The sequence below is a fragment of the Wolbachia endosymbiont of Drosophila pseudotakahashii genome, from assembly GCF_026015925.1.
GTDB lineage: Bacteria > Pseudomonadota > Alphaproteobacteria > Rickettsiales > Anaplasmataceae > Wolbachia > Wolbachia pipientis.
In genome coordinates this window covers 1,134,251-1,148,342 of the sequence record NZ_CP110359.1, presented here as the reverse complement: position 1 = coordinate 1,148,342, position 14,092 = coordinate 1,134,251, and the positions used below count along the sequence as shown (strand labels likewise).

General features: G+C 35.1%; 12 protein-coding genes and 1 tRNA gene. 12 read left to right on the top strand and 1 reads right to left on the bottom strand.

Features of this window, described 5'->3' with window-relative positions; genetic code table 11:
• The first annotated feature begins 2 nt into the window (after positions 1-2).
• The 7 genes from nuoG (at position 3) to uvrC (ending at position 9,759) form a co-directional block, all read left to right on the top strand.
• Complete coding sequence (gene nuoG / locus ONI09_RS05970; protein ID WP_265013954.1) at positions 3-2,051, top strand: NADH-quinone oxidoreductase subunit NuoG; 2,049 nt, start codon at positions 3-5, stop codon at positions 2,049-2,051.
• Entirely contained in the window at positions 2,035-3,060 is a 1,026-nt protein-coding gene (gene nuoH, locus ONI09_RS05965; RefSeq protein ID WP_265013953.1) for an NADH-quinone oxidoreductase subunit NuoH, read from the top strand. The genes nuoG and nuoH overlap by 17 nt, the downstream gene beginning before the upstream one ends.
• Positions 3,053-4,048, top strand: coding sequence for a porphobilinogen synthase (gene hemB / locus ONI09_RS05960; protein ID WP_265013952.1), 996 nt, complete (start codon positions 3,053-3,055; stop codon positions 4,046-4,048). Before nuoH ends, hemB begins: the two co-directional genes overlap by 8 nt.
• Positions 4,049-4,194: 146 nt before the next feature.
• On the top strand, positions 4,195-4,953 hold the full coding sequence (locus ONI09_RS05955; protein WP_265013951.1) for a phosphatidylglycerophosphatase: 759 nt from the start codon (positions 4,195-4,197) through the stop codon (positions 4,951-4,953).
• 44 nt (positions 4,954-4,997) lie between these two features.
• Positions 4,998-5,837, top strand: a complete 840-nt coding sequence (locus tag ONI09_RS05950; RefSeq protein ID WP_264707059.1) for a glycine--tRNA ligase subunit alpha — start codon at positions 4,998-5,000, stop codon at positions 5,835-5,837.
• A 3-nt stretch (positions 5,838-5,840) separates the two neighbouring features.
• Positions 5,841-7,958 (top strand): glycine--tRNA ligase subunit beta, encoded by a 2,118-nt coding sequence (gene glyS / locus ONI09_RS05945; protein ID WP_265013950.1) that lies wholly within the window; start codon positions 5,841-5,843, stop codon positions 7,956-7,958.
• Entirely contained in the window at positions 7,942-9,759 is a 1,818-nt protein-coding gene (gene uvrC / locus ONI09_RS05940; RefSeq protein ID WP_264705548.1) for an excinuclease ABC subunit UvrC, read from the top strand. The genes glyS and uvrC overlap by 17 nt, the downstream gene beginning before the upstream one ends.
• A 101-nt stretch (positions 9,760-9,860) precedes the next feature.
• On the opposite strand, the gene ONI09_RS05935 is transcribed toward uvrC, so the two are convergent.
• Positions 9,861-9,937 (bottom strand) — tRNA-Arg (locus tag ONI09_RS05935).
• A 148-nt stretch (positions 9,938-10,085) separates the two neighbouring features.
• On the opposite strand from ONI09_RS05935, the gene ONI09_RS05930 reads away from it, so the two are divergent.
• The 5 genes from ONI09_RS05930 to cysS all read left to right on the top strand — a co-directional run bounded on the left by ONI09_RS05930 (position 10,086) and on the right by cysS (position 14,091).
• Positions 10,086-10,859, top strand: a complete 774-nt coding sequence (locus tag ONI09_RS05930; protein ID WP_265013949.1) for an ABC transporter ATP-binding protein — start codon at positions 10,086-10,088, stop codon at positions 10,857-10,859.
• Positions 10,860-10,987: 128 nt separating this feature from the next.
• Positions 10,988-11,155, top strand: a complete 168-nt coding sequence (tatA, locus tag ONI09_RS05925; RefSeq protein ID WP_006013840.1) for a twin-arginine translocase TatA — start codon at positions 10,988-10,990, stop codon at positions 11,153-11,155.
• Positions 11,156-11,321: 166 nt separating this feature from the next.
• On the top strand, positions 11,322-11,978 hold the full coding sequence (locus ONI09_RS05920; protein WP_010962397.1) for an exopolysaccharide biosynthesis protein: 657 nt from the start codon (positions 11,322-11,324) through the stop codon (positions 11,976-11,978).
• A gap of 90 nt (positions 11,979-12,068) precedes the next feature.
• A complete protein-coding gene (locus ONI09_RS05915; RefSeq protein ID WP_038249253.1) occupies positions 12,069-12,725 on the top strand; it encodes an exopolysaccharide biosynthesis protein in 657 nt (218 codons plus the stop codon).
• Complete coding sequence (gene cysS, locus ONI09_RS05910; protein ID WP_265013948.1) at positions 12,718-14,091, top strand: cysteine--tRNA ligase; 1,374 nt, start codon at positions 12,718-12,720, stop codon at positions 14,089-14,091. Before ONI09_RS05915 ends, cysS begins: the two co-directional genes overlap by 8 nt.
• Position 14,092: the final 1 nt, after the last annotated feature.

The following is a 14,092-nucleotide window of genomic DNA, read 5'->3' as shown; positions in this document are numbered from 1 at the left end:
TTGTGGTTAAAGTTACTATTAATTCTAAGGAATGTGAAGTAGAGCATGGGCTCACTATAATTCAAGCTTGTGAAGTTGTGGGCGTTGAAATTCCACGTTTTTGTTATCATGAGCGTTTAGCAATTGCTGGTAACTGCAGAATGTGTTTGGTTGAAGTGGAGGGTGGACCTCCAAAACCAGTAGCCTCTTGTGCAATGCCAGTTGCAGAAGGGATGGTTATTCACACTGATACCCCTAAGGTTAAAAAAGCACGTGAAGGTGTGCTTGAGTTTTTGCTAATTAACCACCCGCTTGATTGCCCAATTTGCGATCAAGGTGGTGAATGCGATTTGCAAGATATCACGATGGCTTATGGGAAAGGAACCAGCAGACTTGATGAGCATAAGAGGGCTGTGCCAAAAAAACACTTCGGACCACTGATTGAGACTGCGATGAATCGATGCATTCATTGCACTCGGTGTGTTAGATTTTTGTCTGATGTTGCAGGTACAAATGAACTTGGAGGAATCGGAAGGGGAGAAAATGTAGAGATTAGCACTTACATAAAAAGGCATATTAGTTCTGAATTATCTGGAAATATCATAGATCTCTGCCCGGTAGGGGCTTTAACTTCAAAGCCTTACTCCTTTACAGCGCGTCCATGGGAGCTATCACATTGTGAGACTATAGATGTGCTAGATGCTGTGGGTAGCGCAATTAGAGTTGATTATCGTGGCCCGGAGGTTATGAGGATATTACCAAGGCTGAGCGAAGAGGTAAATGAAGAATGGATATCAGATAAAACCCGCTTTGCCTATGATGGACTAAAAGTTCAGCGTCTTGATCGACCTTATATAAAAAAAGATGGTAAATTAGCCCCAGTTGATTGGAATGAAGCATTAACTGTTGCTGCAAAGAAATTAAAGAATACAAAATCAAATAAAATAGCTGCAATTGCAGGTGATTTAGCAGATTGTGAGTCTATGCTTCTACTCAAAGAAGTGATGCAGAAGCTCGGCTCGGGGAATATAGACTGTAGGCAAGATGGTGCAAAGCTTATACCAAGTAATCGTGGATCGTATGTGTTCAATACCACTATTGAAGGTATAGAAAATGCAGATTTATGTCTGCTTATAAATACAAATCCAAGGATAGAAGCACCGATTATTAACGTAAGATTGAGAAAGAGATATTTACAGGGCAACTTTCCTGTTGCAAGTGTTGGTCCTAACATTGAATATTTGTATCATGTTGAGAAATTGGGCGATAATCCTGATATTTTGAGTGAAATAGCAAATGGAAATCATAAGTTCTGTGAGCTGCTGAGTGCTGCTCAGAGCCCTATGCTGATTATCGGTCAAGATGCATTAGTAAGAGACGATTCTGAATCAGTTCTAGTTCTAGCTGGCAAAATTGCAGAAAAATTTAACATGGTCAGAGATGACTGGAATGGCTTTAATATGCTGCATAAAGCTGCAGCAAGAGTTGGTGGGCTAGATACTGGGTTTGTTCCTAAAAAAGGCGAAAGGGATATTAATCAAATATTGGAACATGCAGAAAGTGGTGAAATAGAAGTGGTTTATCTTCTTGGTGCAGATGAAATTGATACATCAAAATTAGAAAATACATTTGTAATTTATCAAGGTCATCACGGTGATAAGGGTGCACATGTGGCAGATGTTATCTTGCCTGGTGCTGCATATACAGAAAAATATGCAACTTATGTAAACACTGAAGGTCGAGTGCAAAGAACAAATTTAGCTGTATTTCCTCCAGGTGAAGCAAAGGAGGATTGGTTAATTATTAAAAATCTCTCGCAATATTTGGATCTTTCCTTACCATATGATAGTTTATTTGACGTAAGAAAAAAATTAGATACTATCGGTCCACAGTTTAGAAATGCTGATCAAGTGGTAAAAAACACATGGGTACCAATCAGCAATGGTAAAATAAATTTAAGTAATACACCTTTTACTTTAAAGGGGTGTAATTTTTATATGACGGATTCAATAAGTCGCGCTTCAAAAATAATGGCAGATTGTACTAAAGCTTTTTATGAACACGCTAGTTAATATTTTATTTATTTTAGTACCGCTACTACTTTCAGTTGCATATTTGACATACTTTGAGCGTAAGGTCCTTGCTGCAATTCAACTAAGGCACGGCCCGAGTGTAGTTGGACCTTTTGGGCTATTGCAGCCATTTGCAGATGCTATTAAGCTACTGATTAAAGAGCCGATAATACCATTTAGAGCGAGCACCATACTGTTCATTATGGCTCCAATGCTTACCTTTATCTTGGCATTAATTGCCTGGGCAGTTATACCGTTTGGTGCTGAAGTAATTGTAGAAAATGGCCAGCAAGTAGTTATTCCTAAGGTTATAGCAAATATTAATGTTGGAGTGCTTTACGTGCTAGCTATATCGTCGCTGGGAGTATACGGCGTGATTATTGCAGGCTGGTCAAGCAACTCCAATTATGCATTCCTTGGCGCTATACGGTCGGCTGCTCAGATGATTTCATATGAAGTTTCAATAGGCTTAATAGTTGCTGCAGTCGTTATTACCACTGGAACATTAAATCTTGGAGAGATGGTGGTAGCGAAACACAATATGCCATTTTGGGTTGATTTGCTACTAATGCCTATAGGAATAATATTTTTTATTTCTTTGCTTGCAGAAACTAATCGTCACCCATTTGATTTACCAGAAGCTGAAGCAGAGCTTGTCTCTGGATATAACGTTGAATATTCATCCATGCCTTTTGCCCTCTTTTTTCTTGGAGAATATGCAAATATGATTTTAGTAAGTGCTATGATGACGATATTCTTTCTAGGAGGGTGGTATCCTCCGTTAGAACTTGGTTTGCTTTATAAAATTCCAGGTTTAATTTGGTTCGTTTTGAAGATAATTATACTTTTATTCGTATTTATTTGGATTAGAGCAACAATACCTCGTTATCGATATGATCAGCTAATGCGCCTTGGTTGGAAAGTGTTTCTGCCAATATCGGTGCTTTGGGTGATACTCATTTCAGGGGTGTTGCTCTTTACTGGGAATTTACCTGGATCCAATGTTTAATTTTCCAAATACAAGATTAAGGCGCAGGCGCTCGAGCAAATGGGTTCGCAATTTAACAAGTGAAAATAGTTTATCAGTAAATGATCTGGTTCTTCCTCTGTTTGTTCATAACAGAGAAGAAACAACTGAACCAATTTCTGGCTTACCAGGCGTAAAGTGTTATTCAATAGATGGATTAGTGTCTATAGTTAAGGAAGCTAAAGATTTAGAAATTAATGCTGTTGCAATTTTTCCTGTAGTTGATAGTAAACTAAAATCTGAAAACGCTGAGGGAGCATATAATTCTGACAACTTAATCTGCAAAGCAATCCGTGCTGTAAAATTAAAGGTACCTGAAATTGGTATTATTGCAGACGTTGCACTGGATCCATACACTATTCATGGCCATGACGGCATTTTAAAAGATAATCAGATGGATGTAGAAAACGATGAAACTATATCAGTGCTGTGTAAGCAAGCGTTTGCTTTAGCGAAAGCAGGATGTGATATAGTTGCTCCTTCTGATATGATGGATGGTAGAATAGGAAGAATCAGAAAATCATTAGATGATAACAACTTTCAAGACGTATTAATATTATCTTATGCAGTGAAATACTGCTCTAGCTTCTATGCTCCATTCAGGCAAGTCGTTGGTTCATGTGGGCTATCACATTCTATAGACAAAAGTGGTTATCAAATGGGTTATAAAAATGCGCGCGAAGCAATGTGCGAAATTGAAATGGATATAAATGAAGGTGCAGATTTTATTATGGTTAAACCGGGTATGCCATATTTGGATATTATCAAAACAGCAAGTGATAAGTTTAATTTTCCGATTTTTGCTTACCAAGTAAGCGGTGAGTACGCAATGATAAAAGCTGCTGCAAATAATGGCTGGCTAGATTATGACAAGGTGATTTATGAATCTTTAATTGGCTTCAAACGTGCGGGTGCAAGTGCAATATTCACTTACGCTGCACTTGATATTGCAAAAAATTTAAGTGCATAAGCCCTATAAAATTATTAAATTTTTGGCGCACGTTCTTCTACTGTTGCTGCATATTACCTAAAATCTTCCAATACATGTTTTAAGCTATTGATAAGTCTATTACAATACAGTATTATAAATAATATAAACCAAGTGTTACTTAGAACATGGGGATTTTTTTTAAATTTTTGGGGAAGATGCTAGGCAAGGTTTTTCCTGCTAAAACAGTAAGCTCTCTTTTAGGAATAGGATATTTACCAAGTTGGCAGAACTATTGGTCTTCTTTTTTAATATTATTTATTGTCGATGTTATATTAATTCTTACATATGGAGGCGAATACTTACTATATAAAATGCCAGACTCAGGAATAGTTGTAGCTGCTGTTTTTACAAAATTGGCAATAGTTATGTTAGTAATGCAATTAATTGGAATATTTATTTTTCATGCTCAAGACCCTTCAGCAAACAGTGGTGAAGAAATAGTAATACAAATAGCGTCAGGGCAAGTACTGACTGTAGCACTTTCAATGCCATCAATAATGTCAATTTATTATGCTGTAAGTAAACTCTATGGGAATATATGTAAGCAGATGTTTCAATGCCCATTTTGGTTTAATGATTTTATGCACTTTTTCTTTTTTCTTATGATACCTTACGTATTTTTTAATGTCGTAGAAGTGATAAAACCATGGCCAATAAGTTCAATACAGCTCAGCTATAATAATGCAATGTCAATTACATTTGAGGGGATTTTTCACACATTTTATGCGGTGATTTTACTGTATTTAACAGCATTTATATTCTGCGATTTAACTATGCATGATGCAATTGTCCTAAATAAAAGCATAATTCAGTATGTGAGAGAAAGTTCAGCAGTCTTAGGTGATTATTTACATGATACTGTTAAAAAAATAGGTATTGAATAGTACTTATTTATTTATATATTTAGTATAAAAAGTGTGCAATTTGTGTGAATTTACAAAGTATAATAAAAGAGTTACAAGATTTTTGGGCTAGTGAAGGATGTGTTATACTTCACCCATACACATCTGAAGTTGGTGCTGGCACATTACATCCTGCAACAATTATGTCTGCAATTGATACAAAACCGGCAAAAATTGCATATCTACAACCAGTAATTAGGCCAGCAGATGGGCGCTATAGTGATAATCCTAATCGTTTGTATCAACATCACCAATATCAAGTTATAATAAAGCCATCTGGTAATAATTTACAAGACGTCTATTTAGATAGCTTAAAAGTTCTTGGCATATCTACAGAAAAATATGATATTAAGTTTGTTGAAGATGATTGGGAAAATCCGAGCGTTGGAGCATCAGGACTTGGATGGGAAGTTACATGCAATGGAATGGAAGTAACACAGCTTACTTATATACAGCAAGTTGGAGGAATTGACTGCAAGATGATTCCTGGTGAGGTGGCATATGGGTTGGAACGTTTAGCAATGTGCATACAAGGTGTAGATAATGTTTACGATATAATTTGGAACGATAACGGTGTAACTTACGGAAATATTTTTAAACAAAGAGAATATGAATTTTCTTATCTAGCATTAGATTATTATGATACTAAAGTGGTACAGCAGCAATTCGAAGATACGGAAAAATTGTGCAAGTTTCTTATTGAAAAGGAGCTACCAATGGCAGCTTATGACCAATGTATTAAAACTAGTCACCTACTTAATCTGCTTGATGCAAGAGGTGTGCTTGGTGTGAATGAACGTACAGCTTATATTGGTAGAGTTAGAGAGCTGACAAAAAAATGTTGTGAATTGTACATGAGTAAATAGCGTATGTCGTTGCAGTTGTTATTTGAGTGCCTTTCAGAAGAAATACCACCGAGAATGCAGAATTCAGCTACAGTTCAAGTTAAGAGCTGTATTGCCAATGTTTTTAACAAAAATAATGTAAAATTTACATCAATGGAGGTTTTTATAACGGCACGTCGCATTACCCTATTTGTCGACAACATAAATGCTTTGGAGCTAAAGGATTCCAATAACGAAGTTAAGGGACCAAACATTAACGCACCAAAAAGTGCTATCGAAGGTTTTTTAAGAAAATATCAGAAAAATGAAGAAGATTTGCTCGTTCGAAAAGTAAATAATGAGGATTTTTACTTCATTAAAAGAGAAAGCTGCTCGTTTAACATTCAAGAGTTTCTTAAAAATCAACTGGAGGAAATGCTCAAAAACTTTTCTTGGTTGAAGAGCATGAGATGGAGCAAAGGAAAAGAAAGGTGGGTTAGGCCAATTAAAAACATTTTATGCATTTTAAATGATGAAATAATACCTGTATCTTTTGCAGGGATTACAGCATCTAACACAACATATGGCCATCGATTTCTCTCAAGTGGTACGGCGCTTACTGTTAAAACACCTAAAGACTATTTTGAATTGCTAGAAAAAAACAGTGTAATTCTCCAAATGGACAAAAGAAAGCAATTTATACTAGATCAGATTAATAAATTCACAAAAGAGCAGAATTTACAACTTGAGAAAAATGATTATTTACTAAATGAATTGACAGGGCTTATAGAGTGGCCAATCGTACTGTTTGGTGAAGTGAATCAAGAAAAGTCATTTGGATTACCGAAGGAAGTAATACTTAGTATAGTTAATACACAACAAAAATACCTTGCTTTAAGTAATGGAAAGAGAATTTCACACTTTGTCACTGTTGTCAACGTCAACAATGGTGAAGTTGTTAAAGGACACGAAAGAATATTAGAAGCACGTCTTGCTGATGCCCAATTTTTAATATCTCAAGATAAAAAGGAAAATCTAGATTATTATGTCAAAAGATTAGGTTCAATATTATTTCATGCTTCACTTGGCAGCGTGGGGGAAAAGGTGAAGCGTATTACGGCTTTGTCAAAGTATATAGCTATATTTATTCCACATGCTTCGCTGATAAAAGTTGAACGTGCTGCATATTTGGCAAAAGCTGATTTGGCAACATCGATAGTAAGAGAGTTTCCAGAATTACAAGGAGTAATGGGTGGATATTATGCTTCTTATTTTCAAGAAGATAGAGAAATAGTGGAAGCTATAACTGAGCATTATAAGCCAATCGGGCCAGAGCAGGAGTGTCCTAAATCTCCTTCTGCAATTGCTGTGTCAATTGCAGACAAAGTGGATAGCTTAGTTGGTTTAATTGCAGCAGGTGAGAAAATCTCTGGTTCGTATGATCAATTTGGTTTGCGGAGAATGACAATTGGTATAATTAGGACAATACTTGAAAATAATTTGCATGTTCCAATTAGGCTAATGATAGACAAGTCAGTATCTTTATATTCAAGGCTTCTATTTAATAAAAATACAGCGTCAGTTGATAAGCCGAATAGAAAACAAATTTCAGAACTAGTATTTAGATTTTGCTTAGAAAGATTCAAGGTTATTTTAAAAAATAGAGATATAAGGCAAGATGTTGTAGATTCAATACTATATAAAATCGATATTAATGATCTGCTGACAGCAGAAAAGCAAACTGTTATATTGGATCGTTATCTTAGTACTCCAGAAGGTGAACAAATTCTAAGCACTTACAAAAGAGTCAGTAACATGATGAGCAAAGCAAGGAAAAGTGATGGCACTACTTATAGTGCATCTTACGGTAAGAGGTTTTTGATTGAAAGTGAAGAAATTGCGCTATCAAATTGTGCTATAACTGCTTGTAAAAACATAAAACAAGCGATAAAAAATAACCACTTTAATGTAGCACTTGATGAACTTGCTGGTTTTGCTCCGTTTATCAATCAGTTTATGGACAGTATAAAGATTAACTGTGATTCTGATAAGCTGAGAAGAAACAGATTATCTTTGCTTGAAAATGTAGTTTCCATCTTTCATTTAGTAGCAGATTTTAACCTCATACAGGTTAAACAATGGATAAATGCTCAGGCAATATAAAGAACAAATCAAATCATCTCCACAATCCTGTGGCGTGTATAAGATGGTTGGAGATAAGAATAAAGTTTTATATGTTGGAAAAGCAAAAAACTTAAAGTCAAGGTTATCCGACTACCTTCAATTCGAAAACCTTTCTGAACGAATTAGAGTTATGCTCTTACAGGTTATTAAGGTTGAAATATTCATCACTGAGAATGAAATCGAAGCACTGCTTCTTGAAGCACAGCTAATAAAATCATTGAAACCACTTTATAATATTGTGCTCAAGGATGGAAAATTTTATCCTTATATAACAATTTCCAAGCACGATTATCCAAGAATAGCAAAATATAGAGGCAAATTTAAGAAAAATGAGTTTCATTATTATGGTCCCTTTACATCTGCCGCTGCTGTTAAGCAAACTATATTGTCATTGCAAAAAGCTTTTCTCCTAAGAGTATGTTCAGATCAATACTTTTCCTCAACAAAAAGACCATGTATTGAATATCAAATTAAGCGCTGCTCAGCACCATGCATAAACAAAATCACAAAAGACAACTACTGCCAATCAGTAAAACAGGCACGAAATACATTGCTTGGAAGAAATAAGGAAGTGAAAGAACAGTTACTTTTCACAATGAGAAAGTGCAGCAGTGAAGAAAACTATGAGCTTGCTGCTATATATAGAGATCGGGTAAAGTTTCTTGAGCAAATTCAAATACAGCACACGGATTTTTCTTTTGAAAAAGATGCAGATTTCTTCAGTATTGTACGTGAAGAGGATCTAGCATGTATTAGTGTGTTATCGTTCAGAAATAAAGACAACTACGGCAGCACTCCTTACTTTGCCGAGAACTGTGGTGATCACTCAAATGATGAAATTTTATCCACCTTTTTGGTCAATTTTTATAATTCAGCTAACATACCTCCAATACAAATTTACGTTCCAGATTCTATTGTGGATAAGGAAATTATAGAACAAGCACTATATAAGGTTGCTCAAAAGCCAGTAAAAGTTCTGCATGCAAAGAATAAAAAAGAGCGTGATTTATTGAAATTTGTTTATGATAACTCTCAGCATAGCTTAGAGCAGAAGCTTATCGATTATAGAAATAACCTAGAAAAGCTTGAGGAGCTTAGCAAAATCTTCTTGTTACCAAATATTCCAAAGCGTATTGAAGTTTATGACAATAGCCATATATTTGGAAATCAACAAATTGGTGTAATGGTTGTTGCAGGGCAGGAGGGTTTTTTAAAGAGTGAGTACAGAAAATTTACTATAAAGGAAAAATTTTCAGGCGATGACTATAAAATGATGAGGGAAGTGCTAACCAGACGTTTCTCCGGCAATATAAAAGGCATAATACCTGATTTTTTACTGATTGATGGTGGACCAGGACATGTTTCCATAGTACAGAATGTACTCGAAGTATTGAATATAAACGTTCCTTTTGCTTGTATGGCAAAAGGTCCTGATCGTAACGCAGGAAATGAAAGATTTTATATGCTGGGCAGGGAAGAATTCAGTCTGGCAAATGACAGCAAAGTCATGCTTTACTTACAATCGCTGCGTAATGAAGCCCACCGTTTTGCGATAACTTCACATAGAAAAAAACGCGATAAACAGTTTATAGTTTCACAATTAAGCAAAATACCCGGCATTGGCAACAAAAGAAAAAAAGCGTTGATGTCTTATTTTGGTTCAGTGAAAAATATAAGCAAAGCTTCTCTGGCTGAAATTCAAAACGTACCTGGAATTAGTAAAGGTTTAGCAGAAGTCATTCTTAAATATGTTAATTATAAGAGAGGAGTACTGGAATGACACAAAACCCGTTTTATTATTAGGGAATTTATATCTTAAAACCGCAAAAAAAGGTGTGCGTATTTGTAAAAAAAAATCTCCATAAAATTTGTGAAGCAATGTGGTGGGACTAGTGCGATTCGAACGCACGACCTTCGGATTAGGAGTCCAACGCTCTATCCTGCTGAGCTATAGTCCCGTGTTTCCTACCATTTATGTAAAGTTATAGCAAAAAATCCTTCTCTTTTCTAGATTTCTTGCATAACCAATTTATGACGACAAAAAACATTTCTGTACTTCTTGAGTATAATTCTATTATATTTAATAACATGGTTTAAGTAAGATTAATGCTAGTTAACAATATTGGTTATTTCTATAACAATCAAAACGACTTTGCTTTAAGCAATATAAACATTAAAGTAAAGAAAGGAAATGTTGCATGTTTATTGGGGCATTCTGGCTGTGGCAAGTCAACAATTTTGAAATTAATTGCGGGGATAGAAAATCCAAAATCTGGAACTATTTTTATAAATGATAGGTTAGTTGCGAGCAATAAGGCATCAGTCGCTATAGAGCATAGAAATATCGGATTGATTTTTCAGCATTCTGCATTATTTCCTCACAAAACAGTAGTAGAAAATATAACCTTTGCTATCCGCAGCTCTTCCAAGAGAGAAAAGCACCTAATTGCATTGGAAATCTTGAAGTTACTCAATATAGAAAAATATGAAAATATGTACCCTAACGCCTTATCTGGAGGACAACAACAATTAGTTGCAATAGCAAGAGTGATGGCACAAAACCCTGATGTTGTGTTGTTAGATGAACCATTTTCTAATTTGGATATACTGCTCAAGTGCCGAATAAGACAACATATATTGTCCCTTTTTAGAAGTAAAAATATCCCTGTGCTAATGGTAACTCATGACCCGCAAGAAGCATTGAAAGTTGCAGATTTTATCTACGTAATGAAAAATGGTAAAATTATTCAATCAGGAGTTCCTAGCGATATATACCATAAGCCTAAAGACGATACGCTAGCAAAGTTTTTTAGTGAGCTCTCTTCTACTCTACAGTTAAGCGAAAAGTTTCCACTTATTCGCTGCAAGAAAATAATCTAGTTTGGGATTGTTATAAAATAATTAAAAAACCTTGATTTATAATTAAATAAAGGTGATATAATCTATGTGTTACTTGACTTCAGTCAAGTTTTAATATTTAAAGGTCAATATTTTAAATGGAGGTGAAAATGAGTTTAGGACCATGGCAATTGTTTCTAGTCTTAATAATAATTTTAGTTCTGTTTGGTGCAGGCAGATTACCGCAAGTTATGGGTGATTTAGGAAAAGGCATCAAAAACCTTAAACAGGAGCTTAAGGACTCAGAAAAATTATCGTCTAACGAACCAGATCGTTAGCGTCCTCATACTTCGTGACATGCACCTTAGTGCATGTCATCTGTTTAAAAACTTAGTCAGGTTAAAGAATGAAAGAGATGAAGTGTTGGTATGAAATAAATAACAAATATTGAAATACAGCAACAACTATGTTAGCTTAAGAGGAATATTTTATTAAAGGATAATTGTGCAAAAAAGTGAGAAACTAACTAAAGATAAAAAACTAGCTTCTGATATTCTAAAAGAGGTTGCAGATACCAATAACAATGATAGCAATAAAGTAACTTTGTTTGACATTAAAACAGCTTTGCATGAGCGCGGTTTTGGTATTTTAATAATCATCTTCTCCTTGCCGCTATCGGTGCCTATACCGGTTCCACCTGGTTATACAACTATTCTTTCTATACCTTTAATCTTATTCTCACTGCAGCTTCTGTTTGGATTTGATTCTCCTTGGATGCCCAGTTGGCTAGAAAGAAGATCTTTTCAGCGTTCAACACTAGCTCTTGTGGTAGAGAAAACTTCCCCTGTATTAGAAAAAATAGAAAAATTCATGAAGCCAAGACTGTCTTTCATTTTCTATGGGCCTGGTGAGAAGATTCTGGCTTTTATGATGTTGCTTTGTGCAATAATAATAGCTCTTCCATTACCTTTTACTCACTTCCTTCCTGCAATTGGCACAACTCTTATTTCACTTAGCATTATGAGTAAAGACGGGTTTCTATCCATATTGGGAGTTTTAGTGTCATTGTGTGCGTTGTTGCTTACTCTTGTTGTAATAGTCAAAGGACCACAACTTATAACCGGAGCACTTTCTCTTCTTAAAAGCTTTACAACACTTTAACAAAAGAACGAATTACTAGCGCAAAATGAATAATGCATATTGAAATAAAACAATAATTGTGTTAAGAATTATTTTTATCAAAGGTTTTTCGTGTCAAAAAATGATAAGTTGACTAAAAGTGATAAATTAGCTTCTGATATTCTAAAAGAAGTTGCAGATACCAATAACAATGATAGCGATAAAGTAACTTTGTTTGACATTAAAACAGCTTTGCATGAGCGTGGTTTTGGTATTTTAATAATCATCTTCTCCTTGCCGCTATCGGTGCCTATACCGGTTCCACCTGGTTATACAACTATTCTTTCTATACCTTTAATCTTATTCTCATTGCAGCTTTTATTTGGATTTGATTCTCCTTGGATGCCCAGTTGGCTAGAAAGAAGATCTTTTCAGCGTTCAACACTAGCTCTTGTGGTGGAAAAAACTTCTCCAGCATTAAAAAAAATAGAAAAGTTCATGAGACCAAGAATGTCTTTTATTTTCTATGGGCCCGGTGAAAAAATTTTAGCTTTTATAATGCTGCTTTGTGCGTTATCAATAGCTCTTCCACTACCTCTTACTAACTTCATTCCTGCAATTGGTACGACTCTTATTTCACTTGGTATTATGAGTAAAGATGGGTTTCTATCTATATTGGGAATTTTAATATCATTGTGTGGACTATTGCTTACTCTTGTTGTAGTAGTCAAAGGGCCACAACTTATCATTGGGGCATTTTCTTTTCTCAAAAGCTTCGTATATGGTTAGGCTTTACAACACTTTAACAAAAAAAAAAGAGCTCTTGACACCGATCGACAAAGATCATGTAAAGATGTATGTTTGTGGACCAACAGTATATGATACGGCACACATAGGCAATGCACGTTCTGTTGTTGTTTACGACGTATTATTTCAACTGCTCAAGTTTTGTTATGGCAAAGTTACTTATGTGCGCAACATAACTGATATTGATGACAAGATAATCAACGTGGCAAGTGAGAAAAATAGTAGTATAGAAAGCATCAGCACATACTACACTAGGGCTTTTCATGAAGACATGAAAAGCCTAAACTGTGCAGAACCAACATACGAACCAAAAGCAACAGAAAATATAGATTGTATCATCAAATTAATTGAACATTTGCTGCTATCTGGTCATGCCTATGAATCCAATAAGCATGTATATTTTAGCGTAGAATCTTACTCTGAGTATGGTGCTTTATCAGGAAAAAAAACTGATGAATTGGTTCCAGGTAGCAGAGTTGAAGTTAATGAAAATAAAAAGCACCCTGGAGATTTTGTACTGTGGAAGCCTGCAAGTGATATTGACTACAAACTTTCAAGTTATTGGGATAGCCCATGGGGAGAGGGCAGGCCTGGATGGCATATAGAATGCTCAGCAATGTCATATGCTTATCTTGGCAAAGATTTTGATATTCATGGTGGCGGCATAGATTTACAATTTCCTCACCATGAAAATGAAATTGCACAGAGTAAGTCTGCATTTGCTGGATCAATGTTTGCAAAATACTGGATACATAACGGCTTTCTTACAGTAAATGAAGAAAAAATGAGCAAGTCCTTATTTAATATAGTCAAAGTAAGAGATTTGCTAGATAGTCGAATAAAGGGTGAAGTAATACGCTATGCACTGCTCAAAACTCACTACAGAAAACCACTTGATTGGACAGAAAACGTTATTTCTGATGCACAGGAAACCTTAAACAAATTTTATCGGTTATTACGTGGTTTAGATATAACGAATATTGATGAAAGTAACGCAGAGATTTCTAAAGATTTTATAGACGCTTTAAAAAACGACTTAAACATTCCTGAAGCTCTAGCTATATTACATGAAATGGCTACAAAAATTAATAAAACGAGTAATGAAAATGAGAAGCTTAAATTAACTGAGAGTTTTGTTAAAAGTGCCAGATTTATTGGTCTTCTTGAGTCAAGTTATGAAAAGTGGTTTGCTGTGGATGTAAATCATCAAGAAATAGAAAGGTTGATAGACTTAAGAAAAATTGCAAAAAAAAATAAAAATTACGATACTGCAGACAAAATAAGAAATCAGTTGAAACAAATGGGGATTACAATTTCTGACAATGAAGATGGTACAACAACCTGGTAAA

Bases quoted from the DNA above. Each gene is read 5' to 3' on its own strand.
- nuoH (WP_265013953.1), top strand. From the start codon at position 2,035: ATGAACACGCTAGTTAATATTTTATTTATTTTAGTACCGCTACTACTT.
- hemB (WP_265013952.1), top strand. From the start codon at position 3,053: ATGTTTAATTTTCCAAATACAAGATTAAGGCGCAGGCGCTCGAGCAAA.
- ONI09_RS05955 (WP_265013951.1), top strand. From the start codon at position 4,195: ATGGGGATTTTTTTTAAATTTTTGGGGAAGATGCTAGGCAAGGTTTTT.
- glyS (WP_265013950.1), top strand. From the start codon at position 5,841: ATGTCGTTGCAGTTGTTATTTGAGTGCCTTTCAGAAGAAATACCACCG.
- uvrC (WP_264705548.1), top strand. From the start codon at position 7,942: ATGCTCAGGCAATATAAAGAACAAATCAAATCATCTCCACAATCCTGT.
- ONI09_RS05930 (WP_265013949.1), top strand. From the start codon at position 10,086: ATGCTAGTTAACAATATTGGTTATTTCTATAACAATCAAAACGACTTT.
- tatA (WP_006013840.1), top strand. From the start codon at position 10,988: ATGAGTTTAGGACCATGGCAATTGTTTCTAGTCTTAATAATAATTTTA.
- cysS (WP_265013948.1), top strand. From the start codon at position 12,718: ATGGTTAGGCTTTACAACACTTTAACAAAAAAAAAAGAGCTCTTGACA.